17 protein-coding genes are annotated in these 17,720 nt (G+C 68.4%); 7 read left to right on the forward strand and 10 right to left on the reverse strand.

Annotation, left to right across the window (positions count from 1 at the left end):
* The first annotated feature begins 31 nt into the window (after positions 1-31).
* Positions 32-1,504 (forward strand): Asp-tRNA(Asn)/Glu-tRNA(Gln) amidotransferase subunit GatB, encoded by a 1,473-nt coding sequence (gene gatB, locus ASF08_RS21465; RefSeq protein ID WP_056149354.1) that lies wholly within the window; start codon positions 32-34, stop codon positions 1,502-1,504.
* A 262-nt stretch (positions 1,505-1,766) separates the two neighbouring features.
* A complete protein-coding gene (locus ASF08_RS21470) occupies positions 1,767-2,165 on the forward strand; it encodes a hypothetical protein (protein ID WP_056149356.1) in 399 nt (132 codons plus the stop codon).
* A 640-nt stretch (positions 2,166-2,805) separates the two neighbouring features.
* Here the strand turns inward: ASF08_RS21470 and ASF08_RS21475 are convergent.
* The 6 genes from ASF08_RS21475 to ASF08_RS21500 form a co-directional block, all read right to left on the reverse strand.
* On the reverse strand, positions 2,806-4,611 hold the full coding sequence (locus ASF08_RS21475) for a methyl-accepting chemotaxis protein (RefSeq protein ID WP_056149358.1): 1,806 nt from the start codon (positions 4,609-4,611) through the stop codon (positions 2,806-2,808).
* Between the two features lie 139 nt (positions 4,612-4,750).
* The gene (locus ASF08_RS21480; protein WP_056149361.1) at positions 4,751-5,776 is read right to left on the reverse strand and encodes a biotin/lipoyl-binding protein; all 1,026 of its coding nucleotides are present in this window, start codon (positions 5,774-5,776) and stop codon (positions 4,751-4,753) included.
* A 35-nt stretch (positions 5,777-5,811) separates the two neighbouring features.
* Positions 5,812-6,006 carry a DUF1656 domain-containing protein gene (locus tag ASF08_RS21485; RefSeq protein ID WP_018043487.1) on the reverse strand — a complete coding sequence of 65 codons (195 nt, stop codon included), beginning with the start codon at positions 6,004-6,006 and terminating at the stop codon, positions 5,812-5,814.
* Positions 6,007-6,018: 12 nt separating this feature from the next.
* Positions 6,019-7,986, reverse strand: a complete 1,968-nt coding sequence (locus tag ASF08_RS21490; RefSeq protein ID WP_056149363.1) for an FUSC family protein — start codon at positions 7,984-7,986, stop codon at positions 6,019-6,021.
* 53 nt (positions 7,987-8,039) lie between these two features.
* A complete protein-coding gene (locus tag ASF08_RS21495; protein WP_056149365.1) occupies positions 8,040-8,456 on the reverse strand; it encodes a DUF4345 domain-containing protein in 417 nt (138 codons plus the stop codon).
* A 64-nt stretch (positions 8,457-8,520) separates the two neighbouring features.
* Positions 8,521-8,790, reverse strand: a complete 270-nt coding sequence (locus tag ASF08_RS21500; RefSeq protein ID WP_018043490.1) for a hypothetical protein — start codon at positions 8,788-8,790, stop codon at positions 8,521-8,523.
* Between the two features lie 211 nt (positions 8,791-9,001).
* On the opposite strand from ASF08_RS21500, the gene ASF08_RS21505 reads away from it, so the two are divergent.
* On the forward strand, positions 9,002-9,637 hold the full coding sequence (locus tag ASF08_RS21505) for a glutathione S-transferase N-terminal domain-containing protein (protein ID WP_056149367.1): 636 nt from the start codon (positions 9,002-9,004) through the stop codon (positions 9,635-9,637).
* A gap of 4 nt (positions 9,638-9,641) precedes the next feature.
* Here the strand turns inward: ASF08_RS21505 and ASF08_RS21510 are convergent, their stop codons facing one another.
* Positions 9,642-10,181, reverse strand: a complete 540-nt coding sequence (locus ASF08_RS21510; RefSeq protein ID WP_056149369.1) for a DUF2147 domain-containing protein — start codon at positions 10,179-10,181, stop codon at positions 9,642-9,644.
* A gap of 313 nt (positions 10,182-10,494) precedes the next feature.
* Between ASF08_RS21510 and ndk the strand changes: the two genes are divergently transcribed.
* Entirely contained in the window at positions 10,495-10,917 is a 423-nt protein-coding gene (ndk, locus tag ASF08_RS21515; protein WP_018043493.1) for a nucleoside-diphosphate kinase, read from the forward strand.
* 169 nt (positions 10,918-11,086) lie between these two features.
* The gene (locus ASF08_RS21520; protein WP_018043494.1) at positions 11,087-11,464 is read left to right on the forward strand and encodes a hypothetical protein; all 378 of its coding nucleotides are present in this window, start codon (positions 11,087-11,089) and stop codon (positions 11,462-11,464) included.
* A 48-nt stretch (positions 11,465-11,512) separates the two neighbouring features.
* On the opposite strand, the gene purN is transcribed toward ASF08_RS21520, so the two are convergent.
* The 3 genes from purN to ASF08_RS26065 form a co-directional block, all read right to left on the reverse strand.
* Positions 11,513-12,181: a phosphoribosylglycinamide formyltransferase gene (gene purN, locus ASF08_RS21525; protein ID WP_056149371.1), complete on the reverse strand. Its 669-nt coding sequence runs from the start codon at positions 12,179-12,181 to the stop codon at positions 11,513-11,515.
* Positions 12,181-13,263, reverse strand: coding sequence for a phosphoribosylformylglycinamidine cyclo-ligase (gene purM / locus ASF08_RS21530; protein WP_056149373.1), 1,083 nt, complete (start codon positions 13,261-13,263; stop codon positions 12,181-12,183). The genes purN and purM overlap by 1 nt, the downstream gene beginning before the upstream one ends.
* A gap of 214 nt (positions 13,264-13,477) precedes the next feature.
* Positions 13,478-15,229 (reverse strand): methyl-accepting chemotaxis protein, encoded by a 1,752-nt coding sequence (locus tag ASF08_RS26065; RefSeq protein ID WP_056149375.1) that lies wholly within the window; start codon positions 15,227-15,229, stop codon positions 13,478-13,480.
* Between the two features lie 226 nt (positions 15,230-15,455).
* Here ASF08_RS26065 and ASF08_RS21540 point away from each other — a divergent pair, with 226 nt between their 5' ends.
* Entirely contained in the window at positions 15,456-16,547 is a 1,092-nt protein-coding gene (locus ASF08_RS21540; RefSeq protein WP_056149378.1) for an AI-2E family transporter, read from the forward strand.
* Between the two features lie 8 nt (positions 16,548-16,555).
* Complete coding sequence (locus ASF08_RS21545; protein WP_056149380.1) at positions 16,556-17,281, forward strand: DnaA ATPase domain-containing protein; 726 nt, start codon at positions 16,556-16,558, stop codon at positions 17,279-17,281.
* Positions 17,282-17,720: the final 439 nt, after the last annotated feature.

The raw sequence follows: 17,720 nt of genomic DNA on the forward strand, positions 1-17,720 counted from the left end.
TCGCGCCGCGCAACACTGAATCCGGGCCATCATGACCGCTGCCGTGAACCCTAAGAAACTCATCAAGGGCGGCCTGCACGACTGGGAGGTCGTGATCGGCATGGAGATCCATGCCCAGGTCACGAGCCGCTCGAAGCTGTTCTCCGGCGCCTCGACGGAATTCGGGGGCGAGCCCAACGACCACGTCTCCCTGGTGGACGCGGCGATGCCTGGCATGCTCCCCGTCATCAACGAGGAATGCGTGGCCCAAGCCGTGCGCACCGGCCTCGGACTGAAGGCGCTGATCAACCACCGCTCGGTGTTCGACCGGAAGAACTATTTCTACCCGGACCTGCCGCAGGGCTACCAGATCAGCCAGTTCAAGGACCCCATCGTCGGCGAGGGCGAGGTGCTGGTGGACCTGCCCGAGGGTGAGACCATCACGGTGGGCATCGAGCGCCTGCATCTCGAGCAGGATGCCGGCAAGTCCCTGCACGACCAGAACCCGACCCAGAGCTTCGTCGACCTCAACCGCTCGGGCGTCGCCCTGATGGAGATCGTCTCGCGGCCGGATCTGCGTTCCTCCGAGGAAGCGCGCGCCTACGTGACCAAGCTGCGCACCATCCTGCGCTATCTCGGCACCTGTGACGGCGACATGGAGAAGGGATCTCTCCGCGCCGACGTGAACGTCTCGGTGCGCAAGCCCGGCGAGCCGCTCGGCACCCGCTGCGAGATCAAGAACGTCAACTCGATCCGCTTCATCGGGCAGGCCATCGAGGTCGAGGCCCGGCGCCAGATCGCGATCATCGAGGATGGCGGTACCATTTCCCAGGAGACCCGCCTGTTCGATCCGGGCAAGGGCGAGACCCGCTCCATGCGCTCGAAGGAAGAGGCGCACGATTACCGCTACTTCCCCGACCCGGACCTGCTGCCGCTGGAATTCGACCAGGCCTATGTGGATGCTTTGGCCGAGGGTTTGCCGGAACTGCCCGACGCCAAGAAGGCGCGCTTCATCGAGTCCTACGGCCTCTCTCCCTACGATGCCGGCGTGCTCATCGCCGAGCGGTCCTCCGCCGATTATTTCGAGGCGGTGGCCAAGGGCCGCGACGGCAAGGCCGCGGCGAACTGGGTGATCAACGAGCTGTTCGGCCGCCTCAACAAGGAGGGCCACAGCATTGAGACGAGCCCGGTCTCGGCCGATCAGCTCGGCGCCATCGTCGATCTCATCGGCGAGGGCGTGATCTCCGGCAAGATCGCCAAGGACCTTTTCGAAGTTGTCTGGTCCGAGGGCGGTGACCCGCGCGAGATCGTCGAATCGCGCGGCATGAAGCAGGTGACCGATACAGGCGCCATCGAGGCGGCGGTGGACGAGATCATCGCCAAGAACCCCGACAAGGTTCAGCAGGCCAAGGAAAAGCCGACCCTGCTCGGCTGGTTCGTCGGCCAGACCATGAAGGCCACGGGCGGCAAGGCCAATCCGGCCGCGGTCAATGCCCTGCTGAAGGCGAAGCTCGGGATCGAGTGACCCGCGCCGCGCCGTTGTCGAGGCTCTCATTTCAACCGGTTGCTCAAACCCGACAAAGACATCCTCGATCGGCCCTGGCGCATCATGGTCAGCGCCATGCGCCGGCGGGCGCGCGGAGGCGGCTAACGAGATGTCTTAGAGGCACACGTGTCGGCCCTCGTGATGGCACCGGTGGCGGGGCGGGCGCCCGTCAGCCACACATCTCCCACTTTTATCGGGGGGCATGGCGCTCGGGCGCGCGAACGGCACAGGAAAATCCCAAATGCCCCTCAGGCTCGACCACTCCTCCGTCGAGGAACTCAACCTGGCCTTGCGCCTGTATCGGCGCCTTCTCGTTCGCCTGCCCCTGATCCTCGTCCTGGGCTTCGCCGGGGTGATCGGCCTGTCCCGTCTCAGCACGGTCCTGTCGCCGCCCTACGGCGTCTATCTCCTCGGGTGGGGCCTGGAGACCTGGGGATTGCTCGGCCTCCTCGCCCTTCTCTTCGCGGAGCTATGGTGGGAGGGCCGCCAGATCGGCAAGGCCCTGAACCATCCGGCCCTGCTGGATGCGCCGATCATGGGGCTTATGGGCGGCCTCGGCGTGATCGGTGAGCGCGCCGCCGAGATCGGGATGGAGCCCGGATTCTTCCACGGCCCGCTGCGGCCGATCCGCCAGCGCTGACGAGACCATGGCGCTCGGCAAGCCGGTCCCTCGCGGGCGAAAAGCTTCCGAGATCGATCGCGAGAGCATCCAACACTTTCATGATCCGGCGGTATGAGGACGGCGGTTTTTTGCCCTGGGGGCTGAACCACGCTCTCTCAAAATCAGCGATCAGTTATGTGGGAAGGTTTGCGGGCCTCGAGGCTCGGACACGTCGGATGAAGACAATGGACCGGCGGCGGAAGCGGTCGAATTGGGGCATTCTGCGCATTCGAAGTCGTGCCGTATCGGCCGCTTCTGCGCCCCGGAGACCGCTTCCGTCCCGTGATTCGCGTTTGTGCTGCTCAACGTCCAGGCCGAATTAGTCCCGGATGATCGTCGCAGCATCCTGCTGGGGTGGAGTCATTCCCGTCTCCTGCCTCTAAGTTGGTCGTGATCGACAACCGATCTACGCCTCCTCGTTGCTTGAGCTGTGCTTTGTTCAAGAGCACATGATCAAGGTGCGACTGGATCGCCCTTACGTCAAGCCCCTATCTCGTCTTTCCGGCAACTGTATTCTTTCCCATTCCGCCACATCTTAAAAAGCGCTGCCCATTCAGGTGGTTGGCCAGGTGGTCGACAAAGTGGTCGGCAAAGGATCGTCCGCGTTCCGGGGCCGGATTCAGGCGACGTTCCGGAGTGCCACGCCGCCGCGCGAAGGTGCGAGATTGGGCATCCGTCCCATCGCCTCCGCGTAATCGGCCGCCAGTTCCGCCGCGCCGCGCAAGCCTCCCGGCTCGTCCCGGTAGCCGCCCCAGCCGGCAATGGCGCCGCCCTGCCATTGCCGCTCGATCGCGGCACGCTCGGGCGTGCCGGTGAAGGCGGCGATGAAGGCATCCGCCGCCATGAGCAGGCGGCAGGCGCTCGGATGGTCGGCGACGGCGGCGGTGTAGTACCAGGGCGCGGGTGCGATGTTGCCGGGCACGATCTCGATGCGGCCGCGCCACGGGCTGTCGGCGCCGGTGCAGGCCCAGTGCATGATCGGCGCGTCCACGGCGAAGGCATCGACCACGCCCTCGGCCAGGGCATCGTGAATACGGCCCTGGTCGGTGATCGGCACGAGGCTGCCGAGGGTCGCCACCCGCCTTCCCTTCGCCTGCAGGTTCTCGGCCCAGCGCAGTCCGGCGGCCTCCAGCGTGGCGTAGGCGCTCGGATCGTTGATGACGCCGAGCGTCCCGCCGTCGAGGTCGGACAGGCTGCGGATGCGCGTGTCGCCGGTGCGGCGGGCCAGCACGTAATGGAGGTGGGTATAGGCCTGCGAATAGGCGATGGCGCCGAATCCCGGGCTCGGCGGCAGGGCCGACCATACGATGTCGGCGGGCGCCTCGGAGGCGGTCCGGCCCGCATCGAGCAGTTCCGTGCACTGGTCCCAGGGGCATTCGACGAAGACCGGCGTGACGCCGAGGGACCGCGCGAAGGCCGTGGCATAGGCGATGTCGAGGCCGAGCAGGGCGCCGCCGGCGGCCTTGCGGAAGGACAATCCCTTAAAATCGGGCTCCACGGCGATCCGAAGGGTACCGCGAGCCCGGATGTCGTCGAGGAGATCGAAGCCTTTCGGACGGCGGGCGAGACCGTGCCGGGCCATGTCCGGCGCGGGCAGGCCCGAGGCGGCCGCCTGCAGCGTGGCATCGGCCAGAGCCAGGGCGCGGACGGCCTTGGCCTCCGTCCGGTCGATGCTGCTCTGCATGGCACCGAGAGCCTCACCGATGGAGGCGTTGCTGGCGCTGATCGCGGACAGTTCGACGCCAACACCGCCGAGCAGGGTTTCGATCCGGTCGGCGGTGGCCCGCACGGAACCGGCGAGTCCGTCCAGGGCATGGTCCGTCGAGACGCGCAGGGCAGAGAGATCGGCGCGGACATCGGAGAAATCGATGATGCCGGCCGCGTTGCGTGCGCTCTCCCGGGTCTGGTCGGCCAGGGCGCGGACCTCGGCGGCGACCACGGCGAAGCCGCGCCCATGCTCACCGGCTCTCGCCGCCTCGATCGTCGCGTTCAACGACAGCATCCGGATCGTCGCGCCGATCCCGTCGATGGCGGCGACGATCCGGCTCGCCTCGGTGGCCTTGGTGTCGATGCGCGCGCCGATGCGGGCGATCTCGGCGTTGATCTCGCGCATGGCCTGACCGACCGCATCCACGAGCTCGCCGCGGAGGCGCTCGGCCGTTCCCGCCGCCGTGTCGCGGCCGACGCTGCCGAGCGTCGCCGCCAAGGAACGGTCGACGCCGGTCGATTGGCGACGGATCTCGCGGGTGAAGCTGGCGGCCTGTCCATTGGCGCGGGCGGCGTGGCGCATGAGTGTCGCCATGCCGGCCACCGCGTCGGTGACGCCCCCGTCTCCGGGCGCCGCGGTCGGGTCGTTCTCAAAGGCGTCGATGGATTTCAGCACGTGACCCGACCCAGCCGAGAAGATGCCGGAAGAATCGCTCATGGTCCTTAAGCGCGGTTGAAACCGCTTCGCGATCCGTGCTCAACTTCGCGCCAATACTGAAGAAGTTTTCACCTCTCCATCGCCTGGGCATGCTGCCCCGAGGCATTCGGCGAAGCGCGACGTCGTCCTGGCCAGGGCTTCAGCGGGCCGCCGCCCCCGAAACACGCTCCTGCCCGGAGGAGGCGGAGGGTCCCGAGAAGCGGTCGCGCAGGGTCTTCCAGAACGTGCCGCCATGGGCACCGGGCTCGCCCACGGAGACGGTGGCGTTCATGCCGGCCACCAGGGTGACGCCGTCGGGAACCCTCTCGATGCGGATGCGCACGGGGACGCGCTGGGCGAGGCGCACCCAGGTATAGACCGGGTCGACATTGGGCAGGCCCTGCGTGCTCGGCGAGGCGTTGGCGTTGCTGATGCCGAGGGTGATGCTCTCCACCCGGCCGTCGATGAGCGCCGAGTAGCCGAGAAGCTCGGCCTTCGCCGCGTCGCCCACATGGATATGGGCCAGCTTCGTCTCCTCGAAATAGCCGTCGATCCAGAACGAATCGGTATCGATCACCGCGACGTTGACGGTGCCGGCGGCGGCGTAGTCGCCCGCGCGCAGGAGGAGGTTGGTGACGCGCCCGTTCACCGGCGAGCGCACTTCCGTGCGTCCTCGGTTGACCCGGGCCTGATGCAGCTGCGCCTTCGCGGAGGCGAGCGCCGCCTCCGCGATCTTGGCGGTGCCCGCATATTGCTGCTTCTCCTCCACCGAGGTGGAGAGGGTGGTCAGGGCCTCGCGCCGGGCCGCCTGGGTCCGTTTGACCTGAAGGTCGGCCTCGCGGTTCTCGAGCTCCGCCTGGGCGGTCGCGATGGCAATGTCGAAATCCACCGGATCGATGACGTAGAGCACATCGCCCTTGGCGACGGTCTGGTTGTCGGACACGCGCAGTTCGATGATCTGGCCGGAGACCTGGGGCGCTACGCTGGCCACCTGCACGCGGACGCGCCCGTCGCGGGTCCATGGCGCGGTGACGTAGAACTGCCAGACCAGGGCGGCGGCCAGGCAGGCGCAGGCCAGGATCACCACGGTCGCCAGGAGCCGCACCACGCGCCAACGCCGGCGCCTGGCGAGGGACGGCACGCGCTCGCGGGACGGGCGAGCGTCGGAGAGATCGTCGTCGGCCATTGTCAGGCAAGATCCATGTCGGCGAGCCACATTGCTCAGAAGAGAACGATGAGAAGCGCGAGGATGCAGACGAAGATCCCCGCCTCGGCCAGCGGCGGGTTGGCGACGTAACGGCTGAAGCGGATGCGGCTGAAACCGAACCGCAGGAGCACCATGATGGCCAGGGCCGCCAGCACATAGGCGACGAAAGGCGAGATCAGGACGCCGCCGAGATCGATGTCATGCCGCATGGGGCGCCTCCATCAGGCCGGTCGCAGGATGCCGAGGCGGCGCAGGAGGCGGTGCTGGCTCTCCATGATGCCGCCCGCCGTCACCAGGTCGCTGACGAGGCGGGCGATGTCGAGCCGCGTCGTGGCGCTCACGGATCGGCCGTGCCGGAGGAACGCACGAACGGACCGGGCGAGCGTGGCCGCGTCCGCCGCCTCCAGTCCCTCCCGCGCCTGCCTCGCGGCATCGTTCAGGGCGGGATCGTCGGGGAGGCGGCACAGCTGGGCATGGGCGCGGGCGGCGGCGGATTCCAGCCGGGCCAGGTCGAAGGCACGCTCCAGGCTCGCCGCGCGGACGGCGCCGCTGCCCGAACTCCATTGCGAGAATTGCAGCAGCCGATCGCTGTTGAGGCTGGTGCGGGTGGTGGCGTCGCCGCCATCGCCGGCCAGCGCGTCCAGCACCGAATCCCGGGCCGAATCGAGGGCGAAGGCGCGGCGCTGGGCGGGCGAGATCGGCAGCACGATCCGCACCGCGACGAACAGGATGCAGGCCGCCATGGTCACGAGGAACGCGTTCGCCAGGAAGGTCTGCGCGTCGTAGGTCTGCGGGTTGGACGGCGACAGGAGGACCATGAAGAACACGAGCAGGATGAAGCCGATTCCGAAGGTCGGCGGGTTCAGGCTGAGAAAGCACGCCACGAAGATCACCGGCGCGATGGCGATGGCGAGCAGCGGGAAGCCCTGCTCGCCCCCCAGCACGCCGAAGAGCACGATTCCGGCGCAGAGCGCCGCCACGGGCATTCCGATGAGTACGCCCCGGGCAAAGGCCTTCGAATCCGGCGCGATGGCCGAAAGCGAACAGGTCGCCGCCACCTGCACCAGGGCGAAGGAGGTTGCGGGCCAGCCGGCGGCGATGAGGAGGAGGGCGGTAGCGCCAAAGGCGATTCCCACCCGCGCCGCGCCGCGAAGGGCCACGGGCAGGTCGCGATGCGTCGGCAGGGCGACATCGCGCTTCGGTCGGCAGCCGGTGGAGAGGGCGTTCAGACCGTCCGCGGCGAAGGAGGCAGCGCGCGCGAAATCGAGGCCGCGCTGCAGCGCCAGGATCTCCAGGGGCTCGCTCATCCCGCCCTGGATCGCCTCATCCACCAGGGCACCGAGGCGATGCGCGGCCGCCTCGGCATCGGGCGTCCCGTCATCGGTGAGACCCAGGCAGATCCGGCGGGCCTCGGCGACGGCCGCGCTGTCGCGACCCAGCATCGCAGCGGCGGCGGTGAAGGCGCGGCTCGCCGCCGCCATGGCGTAGAGCGCGGCGATGGCGCTGCGCGCCCCGGCGGCCCGGCGGGCGCCGTCGTCGAGCTCGCCGCCGATGGCGCTGGCATCGGCGCGCATCACCGCGATCTGCCGGATCAGGGCCGCCGCCCGCTCCGAGCCGGGATCCGCCTGGGACAGGGTCTCGCGGGCGAAGGCCCGGGTGGCCGACAGGGCCTCGGAGAGTGGCTTGCGCAGGGTGCGCCACGTGCTCGGCGAGGCCAGGGCGTCGTTGATGAAGGTGATGGCGACGATGCCGATGGTGATCGCCGCGACGCGGTCGATGGCGGCCTCGAAGACCGCCTGCGGCGTGTCGATATGGGCGACGGCGACGATGGCCACAGTGTAGCCCGCCAGCATGGCGCCATAGGCCCGCGTGTCCTGCAGGAAGTGGGCGACGAAGACGCAGAGGCCGAGCCAGGTCGCCACGGAGACCAGGAGGAGAACCCTGTCCTGTCCGAACGCACCGATCAGCAGGATCGATATCGCGCCCCCCGCCAGGGTGCCGAGAAAGCGGTACAGTGCCTTGGACAGGGCCTGTCCGCGTTTGGGCTGGGCCAGGATCGCCACGCAGACGGCGGCCGACGAGGCGCCGGAGAGCTGAAGCCAGAACGCGGCGTAGAGGGCCAGCACCATGGCGAGCCAGATCCGCAGGGCGAAAGCCCAGGCGGAGGGCGCGGGGACGATGCGCTCCATGAGCGAAAGGGCGCGGTCGACCGGGGAGGGGCGTGTTCCGGCAGAAATCACGCTCACGGAGAAGGCCCGGCCGCCGCCGCATCCGCGGCCTTGGCCGCGACCCGCATTTGCCAGAGGCAGAGGAGGGGCGTCACCACCAGTTCCATCGCCAGGGCACCCAGCATCACCGCCGAGGGCAGGCCGGTGAGGTAGAGGCCCAGCAACCGCGCCAGCCCGCCGAGCACGACGACGAGGGTCAGGAAGCGGAACAGGCGCGACTTCGCCTCGATGGCCGGTACGCAGCTCCAGAACAGGATGCCGATGCCCGTCAGCAGGCCCGACAGGTAGCGGAAATGGCTGTCGGCGGAGATCTGGGACAGGCTGTCGCCGCCGACTCCTCCGAGCCCGAACAGGATTCCGAAGAGCCCCGACGCCACCGGTATGATCGCGGCCACCGCCACCACGCGCTGCAGCGCCTCGCGTTCCCGCATCCCCTCGTTTCTCCGCTCCGGCCCGGAGCAATCGTAGCTCGAGCCGGTCCCGAATCGAACTAGATCAGGCCTTGATCTCCTTCAAGCGCTTGACGCACTTGCTGAAATATTGGGGCCATTTCGGCCCCTGCGCGGCCTTGTCGGCAACCGAGAGGGCGCGCCACTCGGCACCGCATTTCTTCTGCCGCTCGCGGGCGGCGCTCTGCCCGACCGTCAGTTCCTTCGCGGCGGGCTCCGGAGCGGCGGCAACGGGGTCCTTGGCGGACGCCGTCGTCGCGAAACCCAGCACCATCGACGCCGCGACCACCGCGGCCGGAAGAAAACGAAACCGCATGATTGCAACCCCAGGCTGTTTTCCTGCGCTCACGGTGAGGCGCCGGAACCGCCATCATCACAGCCAGAAGTCGGGGAAAGGGCAAGGTCCTTCGCGGTGCCGCGGCACACCGTCCACCGTTCGATGGCGGCGCGGATCCTGCAACCATCCGCCCCTCGCCCGGTTTGATCCGGCGACATGATGCGACCCTGACAGGAGCGGAACGTTTCCCATGGCCGCCGCCACCCAGAAGCCCATCGACCTCCATACCTGGGGCACGCCCAATGGTTGGAAGATCCCCATCATGCTGGAGGAGTGCGGTCTGCCCTACCGGGTGGTGCCGGTGAATATCGGCAAGGGCGACCAGTTGGCGCCGGACTTTCTGGCGATCTCGCCCAACAACAAGATCCCGGCCATCGTCGACCCGGACGGTCCGGGGGCCAAGCCGATCACGGTCTTCGAATCGGGGGCGATCCTGCAATATCTCGGGCGAAAGACCGGCTGCCTCTACCCCGCGGACGAACGCGCCAGGGTGGCCGTGGACGAATGGCTGTTCTGGCAGGTTGGGGGCTTCGGGCCGATGCTCGGTCAGATGCACCATTTCCGCATCCATGCGGAGGAGAAGATCCCCTACGCCATCGAACGGTTCTCTGCAGAAGCCCATCGTCTCTACGGCGTGCTCGACCGGCGCTTGGCGGATCGCGACTACATCGCCGATACGTATTCCATCGCCGACATCGCGATCCTGACCTGGGCCAAGCATCACGAGAAGCAGGGAATCGATCTGGCGACCCTGCCGAATGTCCGTCGCTGGCTCGACACAGTCCTGGCGAGGCCCGCCGTGAAACGGGGCCTCGCCGCGATCTGAGCCGCTACTTCTTGGCTTCGACCTGAGGCGCGGCCGGCTTGGCCGCGGGCTTCGGCGCCGGCTTGGGAGCGGCTTCGGAAGCCGGAGTCACGGCGGCCTGCTGGTTCACGTCCGGCACGCGGGTCCAGGTTTCCGACCCGCACAGGACCTTGAGAAGGCATCCGGACACGCTCAGCTCGGAGCCGGATTCACGCTCCAGGCTGACCTGATAGATCTTGCCCTCGTCGATATTGTAGATGTCGCCGGAGAACTTCTCTTCGTCGGGGGCGAGACCTTCGATGAGCTGCAGGCCGATGACCGGGCGCAGGCGCTTCTTCGGGTCGGGGTTCTTGGCGTCGGTGCGCGGCGCACCCGTCTCGGTGGTCGGCGTCTTCAGCCACACGACCTTGCCGCAGATGTTCGCGCTGTTCGGGCCGCAATGATCGATGCGGATCTTGGCGCGGCCGTCCTTCGTGAGCCAGGTGCCGGACGGGTCCTTCGACGGGGCCGCAGCGGCGGCGACGAGTCCGGAAAGCAGGAAGGCGGAGGTCAGGGCAACGCGCATGGCTTTTGGTCTCCTGGTGCCTGTGAAGGGCCGCGGCGCATCGGCGGGAGCGTCGCGAAGGGTCGTGAGCCTGGGGTCGAAAGCTTGGTCGTGGCCGCGCCGGACGCCGAGAGCGGTCCGGGCCGGCGTCTTCTGCTGTGAGAAGACACCAGCAATCGGGCGAATTTCCGGCACTGTTGCGCCGAAGCCATGGCCAAGGGAATTCCGCTGTGGATGCGCCGTCTTCGTCCTTCGGGTTGAGAGGACGGGGCGTGCCCGCTATAAGCCGGCCGCCGAAGCCGTTTTCGGCTGAGCGAACATAACCGGACTGAACATGGCCACCGAGCGCACTTTCTCCATCCTGAAGCCCGACGCGACCAAGCGGAACCTCACCGGCGCCGTGAATGCCGTGATCGAGAAGGCGGGCCTGCGCATCGTCGGCCAGCGTCGCATCCAGATGACCCAGGCCCAGGCCGAAAAGTTCTACGAGATCCACAAGGAGCGCCCGTTCTTTGGTGAACTCGTCTCCTTCATGACCTCGGGCCCCGTGGTCGTGCAGGTGCTCGAGGGCGAGAACGCCGTCGCCGCCTACCGCACCGTGATGGGCGCCACCAACCCGGCCAACGCCGACGAGGGCACCATCCGCAAGACCTTCTCCGAGTCGGTCGGCGAGAACACCGTGCACGGTTCGGACAGCGCTGAGAACGCGAAGATCGAGATCGCGCAGTTCTTCCAGGATTCCGACATCGTCGGCTGAGCCCGACCGGCTTTCGCGCCGCCAACGGGTTCGTGATCGCATCGTCGTCCGGTGAACCGGGAGCGTGGCGCGGAACGATGCCGGGTGTGGCGCGAACGCCCTTGCGCGCGAGTCGTGTGAACGTGAAAGGAATTCCCTCACCGAATCCCTTTCACGGACCCCACATTCCATGCGCTCCATCGCTCCGCGCACCGGCCGGATCCTGCTCGCCGCCGGCCTCATCTCCCTGCTCGCCGCGTGTAACGCGAACAAGGGGACGCCCACGGCTTCCCTCGAAGGCTACACGCCCGATCCGGCCCTGAAGACGGCTTCCGCCGGCAACCTCACCGGTCGTGTGCGCCACGCCTGCACGGTGACGCAGTCCCGCCTGCAGAGCGTCCCCGAGGCGTCGCTCGCTCGCCCGTGCGGCTGCTACGCCAAGCAGACCCTGGCGAGCCTCAACCCGGCCGAGCTCGAATCCTACCGCACCACCGGCTATTTCAACGATTCCGCCCGCGCCAAGGCGCTGTCGGCCCTCGACAGCTGCCAGCTGCCGCGCCCGGCGTAAGCCGTCATCATCGCCGATCTCGATATCTCGGGATCGGCGGCTCGGGCCTCAGCCTTGCGCGGACAGGCTGAGCAAGGCCCCCTGGGCCGGCCTGATGTCTCCGGCGAACACCACGCGGCCACTCTCCAGCCTTGCCCGTCCGCCGGCGATCAGCGCCAGGGCACGCGGGTAGAGGAGGTGTTCCTCCACGAGAATGCGCGCGGCGAGACTGTCGGCATCGTCGCCCGGCAGGACCGGGACGGCGGCCTGGGCCACGATCGGCCCGGCATCGAGTTCCGGCACCACGTAATGCACCGTGCAGCCGTGCAGGCGCACGCCCGCCGCCAGGGCCTGCTCGTGGGTATGGACGCCGCGAAACAGCGGCAGCAGCGAAGGATGGATGTTGATCATCCGCCCGGCCCACGCCTCGACGAAGCCCGCGGAGAGAATCCGCATGAAGCCGGCCAGCGCGACGAGCTCGATCCCGGCCGCTTCGAGTTCCGCGTTCAGGGCGGCATCGAAGCTCGCCCGGTCGGGATAGGCGCGGTGATCGAGCGCCGTCGTGGCGATCCCGGCGCTCGCCGCATGGGCGAGCCCGCCCGCCTCCGGCCGGTTGGAGGCGACGAGGACGATCTCGGCCGGATAATCCGGGGCCTTCGCGGCCTCGATCAGCGAGACCATGTTCGAGCCGCGTCCCGAGATCAGGATCGCGACCCGCATCTTGGGTCGGGGAGCCATCACAGGGCGAGCTTGCCCTGGAAGGTCACCGGATCGGGTCCGCGCTCGGTGATGAGCCCGAGGCGGATCGGCGAGGCGCCTGCGGTGTCGAGCGCCCGGGTCACCGCCGACACGCTCTCCGGCGAGACCACCGCCACCATGCCGATACCGCAATTGAAGGTGCGCAGCATTTCGGATTCCGCGACCCCACCGACCTTCGAGATCCATCCGAAGACGGGCGGCGGAATGATCGCGTCGAGGTCTATGCTGATGCCGACACCGTCGGGCAGGACGCGGGGCAGGTTGTCGGGAAAGCCGCCGCCGGTGATGTGGGCGAGCGCCTTGATCCCGTCCGTTGCCTTCAGGGCGGCCAGCAGCGGCTTCACATAGATCCGGGTCGGCTCGAGGAGAGCGTCGCCCAGCGAGCGCGACGGCTCGAACGGGGCCGGGTCGTCGTAGGAGAGGCCGCTTGCCTCGACGATCCGGCGGACAAGCGAGAAGCCGTTGGAATGCACCCCGGATGAGGGCAGCCCGAGGACGACGTCTCCGGGCGCGATGCCGGGGCGTGGCAGGAGCTTGCCACGCTCGGCGGCGCCGACGCTGAAGCCCGCGAGGTCATAATCCGACCCGTCGTAGAGGCCCGGCATTTCGGCGGTCTCGCCACCGATGAGCGCGCAGCCCGCGATCCGGCAGCCCGCCGCGATCCCGCGCACGATGTCGGTGCCGACACCCGGCACCAGTTTTCCGGTGGCGTAATAATCGAGGAAGAACAGCGGCTCGGCGCCCTGGACGATGATGTCGTTCACGCACATCGCCACGAGATCGACGCCGATCGTATCGTGGCGGCCGGTCTCGATGGCGATCTTCACCTTGGTGCCGACGCCGTCATTGGCCGCCACCAGGATCGGGTCGGAGAAGCCGGCGGCCTTCAGGTCGAACAACCCGCCGAACCCGCCGATCTCGGCATCCGCGCCGGGCCGGCGGGTGGAGCGCACCAGCGGCTTGATCGTCTCGACCATGGCGTTGCCCGCATCGATATCGACGCCCGCATCCGCGTAGGTCATTCCGTTCCGGCTCTCGCCGTTCTTGCTCTCGGCCGTCATCGGCACCTCGTCTCAACGTCCTGTCCCGGCTGCTCTAACGGGTCGCGGCGGTCTCGGCGAGTCGTCGCGGACGAGTTCGGCGCCCGGTGCCGGGCGCGGAAGCAGATTTCGATCGCCTCAACCGTTCGACGAGGGCCGCACCGGGCTCGCCGATCCCCGCGCCCGCTTCGATGAACCGGACAGGCGACGCCTTGCGCGGATCGGAGCATCGTCCTCAGGCGGCGCGAAGCTGCGCCAGAAAACGGGTGACTTCGGCATCGAGATGGTCGGCATCGTGCGAGACCGAGGAGGCGACGGAAAGCACCCTCTCGGCCGCTCCGCCGGCCCTCTGCGCCGCGTCGGCGACGCCGCCGATATGAGACGTGACCAGACCGGTGCCATCGGCGGTCTGGTGGATGTTGCGAACGATCTCCCGGGTCGCTGCCCCCTGTTCCTCCACCGCGGCCGCGATCGCGCCCGAGATCCCGCTCAAGTCGTCGATGCGCCCGGCGATGGCGCCGATCGCCGTGACCGCCTCCCGGGTGACCGACTGGATGTCGCCGATCTGGGAGGCGATCTCGTCGGTGGCCCTGGCGGTCTGGGTGGCGAGTTCCTTGACCTCGGCCGCCACCACCGCGAAGCCGCGTCCCGCTTCGCCGGCACGCGCGGCCTCGATGGTGGCGTTGAGGGCGAGCAGGTTGGTCTGGCTGGCGATGCCGTTGATCATCGCCACCACGTCGCCGACGCGGGTCGCCGCCCGGCTCAGATCCTGGACCAGCCCGGCGGTGCGCCCGGCCTCCGTCGCGCTCGCCTGCGTCAGCGCCGCCGAACTGTCGACCTGACGGCCGACCTCCGACACCGAGGCACTGAGTTGCTCCGCCGCCGCCGCTACGGCGGCGACGTTGGCCGAGGCCTCCTCCGCGGCACGGATCACCGCGCCGGAACGGTCGGCGGTGTCGCCGGCCATCTGCGACATCGCCTGCGCGGTGTCCTGCAGTTCGCCCACCGAGGTCGCCACGGCGCGGACGATGCCGCCGAAAGCCGCTTCGAAGGCCTGCGCCAGGGTTTCGGTCTGAGCCCGGCGCGCGATCTCGCGCTGTCGGGTTTCCCCGGCATGACGCTCCGCCACGTCCCGGGCGAGGTTGGCCTTGAACGCTTCGAGGCCCCGGGCGAGGCTGCCGACCTCGTCCCGGCGGTCCAGGCAGGGCACCGCGGCGGCGTAATCGCCCTCAGCGATCCGCCCCATGGCCAGGCCGACCGCGCCGTAGCCGCGGACCAGCGCCTCGTGGGCGAACCAGCCGAGGGCCAGGAACGTGGCGACGGTGGCGACCAGCGTGCCGACGACGACGGCGAAATAGAAGTGTGCCTGGGCTTCGTCCGCCGCGACGGCCGCGTCGGTGCGGGACTGCATCAGCCCGTAGAACGCGTCGAGCGGCTTCATGATCTGCGCCTTGAAACCGTGATAGGCCTCCGAATGGACGAGCCCGATCGCCCGATCGCGGTCTCGGGCGGGGTTCGGTTGTGCCAGGGGCTGGCCATCCTTGTCCTTGCCCTCGACGAGATTCATCGCCTCGACCTCGAGATGAACCAGCCCGTCGGAATTTCGGACCGATTCCGCCAGCATGTCGGTTTCCTGCCGGCTGAAGCCGAGCCGCTTCATCAGGTCGTGCACCGACACGGTCTCGCCGTCGGGGCGCGGCTTCGCCACGCCGGCCGCGACGAAATCCCAGTAGATGCGATGATACTCCTCCGGGCGCGGCTTGCGGCCGGAGCGTATGTCGAGGATGTCCAAATATTGCTGCTTGTACGACGCTTGGCCGGTGACGACGTAGGTGCGGCCGAGCCGGGTGAGATCGTCCGAAGACTGCCGGATCTCGTCGGCGAGGAGGATCGATTGCTGGCGGGTCGCGTAAGCCGCGCTCACTTGGTCGACAGCCCGTCCATAGAGAATGATGGACCCGGCCAGCAGCAAGCTGGATACCAGCATAGCCGTGATCAGACCAATAAACCTGTGCGATAGACTCATTTTATTCCCCCGCCGTTGAGGGACAGTACAGTCTAGCTCGTTAAAAATCCGCTTTCCCGAGGATGAAAGTCGTTCACGCTCGTTCCCCTGCCGCGGGCCGTGCGGGGCCTTCGCGGGCGAGCCTTGACCCCGCCGCACCGCCTTCCCACTCTTGTGCGCGGGCGACGGGCGAGACGGAGGAGGGCCGATGCGCGGCAGGGCGGTGATCGGACTGGTGGGCCTCGGCGTCGTCGCGCTGCTGCTCTACCTGCTCTCGGGCGTGATGTTGCCTTTCGTGGCGGGTCTGGCCCTCGCCTATCTTCTCGACCCCATGGCCGACAGGCTCCAGCGCTGGGGTCTCGGGCGGCTCTCCGCCTCGCTCCTGATCCTCGCGATGTTCGTCGTCGGGCTCGTGGTGATCCTGCTGATCGTGGTGCCCCTGGCGGCCAATCAGATCTCGGCGCTCGTGACGACCCTGCCCGGCATGGTTTCACGGCTTCAGGGCATCATCGTCGAGCGGGTCGGGCCGATCCTCACACGGGTCGGCGGGGCGGACGTTCTCAACGACCTGCAATCCTCCGTCGGAGCCCTGGTGGGGCAGGGCGGCACGTGGTTCCTGGCCTTCCTCAAATCGCTGTGGTCGGGCAGCCAGGCGCTTGTCTCCATCGCCTCGCTCCTCGTCGTGACCCCCGTCGTGGCCTTCTACCTCCTCGTCGACTGGGACCGGATGGTCGCCACCGTCGACGGCTGGACCCCTCCGCGCCACCGCACCACCGTGCGGCGTCTGGCCGGCGAGATCGACCGGGCGATCATCGGCTTCGTGCGGGGGCAGACCCTGGTCTGCCTGATCCTGGGGACGTTCTATGCCGTCGGCCTGTTCTTCGTGGGCGTGAATTTCGGCGTGCTGATCGGGATGATCGCCGGTTTCCTCACCTTCATCCCCTATGTCGGCACCCTCGTCGGGTTCCTGCTCTCGGTGGGCGTCGCCCTGGTCCAGTTCTGGCCGACCTCCGACTGGCTCCATATCGGACTGACCGTCGCCGTGTTCGTGGTCGGCCAGTTTTTCGAGGGCAACGTCATCTCGCCCAAGCTCGTCGGTGACTCGGTCGGCCTGCACCCGGTCTGGCTGATGTTCGCGCTCCTGGCCTTCGGCTCGCTGTTCGGGTTCCTCGGCCTGCTGCTGGCCGTCCCCGTCGCGGCCTCCATCGGCGTCATCGTGCGCTTCGCGATCTCGCGTTATCTCCAGAGTCCGCTCTACTATGCCGAAGAACCGATCCTGATTCAGAAGCGCGAGGGATGAGATCGCCGATGCGCGAGGCCGCGCCCCCGAAGCAGCTCGCCTTCGACCTGCCCCTCGACCCGCGCTACGGCCGCGAGGACTTCCTGGTGGGGCCGGCCAACGAGGCGGCCTACGGGCTGATCGAGGCCTGGCCGCGCTGGCCCGATACGGTCTGCCTCATCACCGGGCCGTCGGGCAGCGGCAAGAGCCACCTCGCCTCGATCTGGGCGACGCGCTCCCATGCCTGGACCGTCCCGGCCTCCGAGGTCACCGCCGATTCGGTCACGCATCTCGTCTCCAACGGCGCCCTGGTCATCGAAGATATCGACCGCCCCGAGGGCCGCGAGGAAGCGGCCCTGTTCCACCTCCTCAACCTCGCCCGCGAGAACGGCAGCCCCATCCTCATCACGGCGGCCGCACCGGTGGAGGCGCTCGGCCTCGTCACCGCCGATCTGCGCTCGCGCCTGAGGCTGGCACCGGGCGCCACCATCCTTCCCCCCGACGACGCGCTGATGCGGGCGGTGCTGGTCAAGCTCTTCGTCGACCGCCAGCTCGTGGTCGATCTCAGCGTTGTCGAGGCCATCGCCCTGCGGATCGACCGCTCCCTCGCCAGGGCCAGGGCCGTGGTGGCCGAACTCGACCGCGACGCCCTGAGGCGCGGCCGCCGCATCACGAGGCCGCTGGCCATGTCTGTCCTGGCGGAGCTCGGTGTGTCGGACGACGAGGCCGGCGACGACGACGACGCGCCGGCTTGATCGCCCGCCCATCCCGATTGTCATGGAATTGTCAGACGCGACGGCCCGGCCGCATGCTACGAGGCCGTTCGTTCGAGCAGAGTGAGGAGAAGACCCGTTGCCGGAAGTGGATTCGGACGCGATCGCCAAGGAGTCGGACATCAAGGGATCGGATATGGAGGGAACGGCTGTCGAGGAGCGGAAGATCGCTCCAGCGGCCGACGCCTCGCCAGACGAACCCCGCTCCGGTGACGACGGCCGCGGCCCCGCGGCACCCGAATCCCTGGCGCCCAAACGCCCCGCCGCCCGGCGCCGGCCGGCGGAGGCCGGTCCGGTTCGCCCCGCGACCGTTCGGACACGGACGACGAAGCCCGGCCCCGGAGCGCCTCTCCCGGCAGAATCGGCCTCGTTCGACGAGGCCCCCGAGGCACAGACGGAATCGGGCTCGATTCTGGCGGAG

This window comes from Methylobacterium sp. Leaf85 (assembly GCF_001422125.1).
Lineage (GTDB): Bacteria > Pseudomonadota > Alphaproteobacteria > Rhizobiales > Beijerinckiaceae > Methylobacterium > Methylobacterium bullatum.

What these genes read in the sequence shown, in the direction of transcription:
- gatB (WP_056149354.1), top strand. Translation starts at nt 32, where the DNA reads ATGACCGCTGCCGTGAACCCTAAGAAACTCATCAAGGGCGGCCTGCAC.
- ASF08_RS21470 (WP_056149356.1), top strand. Translation starts at nt 1,767, where the DNA reads ATGCCCCTCAGGCTCGACCACTCCTCCGTCGAGGAACTCAACCTGGCC.
- ASF08_RS21475 (WP_056149358.1), bottom strand. Translation starts at nt 4,611, where the DNA reads ATGAGCGATTCTTCCGGCATCTTCTCGGCTGGGTCGGGTCACGTGCTG.
- ASF08_RS21480 (WP_056149361.1), bottom strand. Translation starts at nt 5,776, where the DNA reads ATGGCCGACGACGATCTCTCCGACGCTCGCCCGTCCCGCGAGCGCGTG.
- ASF08_RS21485 (WP_018043487.1), bottom strand. Translation starts at nt 6,006, where the DNA reads ATGCGGCATGACATCGATCTCGGCGGCGTCCTGATCTCGCCTTTCGTC.
- ASF08_RS21490 (WP_056149363.1), bottom strand. Translation starts at nt 7,986, where the DNA reads ATGGAGCGCATCGTCCCCGCGCCCTCCGCCTGGGCTTTCGCCCTGCGG.
- ASF08_RS21495 (WP_056149365.1), bottom strand. Translation starts at nt 8,456, where the DNA reads ATGCGGGAACGCGAGGCGCTGCAGCGCGTGGTGGCGGTGGCCGCGATC.
- ASF08_RS21500 (WP_018043490.1), bottom strand. Translation starts at nt 8,790, where the DNA reads ATGCGGTTTCGTTTTCTTCCGGCCGCGGTGGTCGCGGCGTCGATGGTG.
- ASF08_RS21505 (WP_056149367.1), top strand. Translation starts at nt 9,002, where the DNA reads ATGGCCGCCGCCACCCAGAAGCCCATCGACCTCCATACCTGGGGCACG.
- ASF08_RS21510 (WP_056149369.1), bottom strand. Translation starts at nt 10,181, where the DNA reads ATGCGCGTTGCCCTGACCTCCGCCTTCCTGCTTTCCGGACTCGTCGCC.
- ndk (WP_018043493.1), top strand. Translation starts at nt 10,495, where the DNA reads ATGGCCACCGAGCGCACTTTCTCCATCCTGAAGCCCGACGCGACCAAG.
- ASF08_RS21520 (WP_018043494.1), top strand. Translation starts at nt 11,087, where the DNA reads ATGCGCTCCATCGCTCCGCGCACCGGCCGGATCCTGCTCGCCGCCGGC.
- purN (WP_056149371.1), bottom strand. Translation starts at nt 12,181, where the DNA reads ATGGCTCCCCGACCCAAGATGCGGGTCGCGATCCTGATCTCGGGACGC.
- purM (WP_056149373.1), bottom strand. Translation starts at nt 13,263, where the DNA reads ATGACGGCCGAGAGCAAGAACGGCGAGAGCCGGAACGGAATGACCTAC.
- ASF08_RS26065 (WP_056149375.1), bottom strand. Translation starts at nt 15,229, where the DNA reads ATGCTGGTATCCAGCTTGCTGCTGGCCGGGTCCATCATTCTCTATGGA.
- ASF08_RS21540 (WP_056149378.1), top strand. Translation starts at nt 15,456, where the DNA reads ATGCGCGGCAGGGCGGTGATCGGACTGGTGGGCCTCGGCGTCGTCGCG.
- ASF08_RS21545 (WP_056149380.1), top strand. Translation starts at nt 16,556, where the DNA reads ATGCGCGAGGCCGCGCCCCCGAAGCAGCTCGCCTTCGACCTGCCCCTC.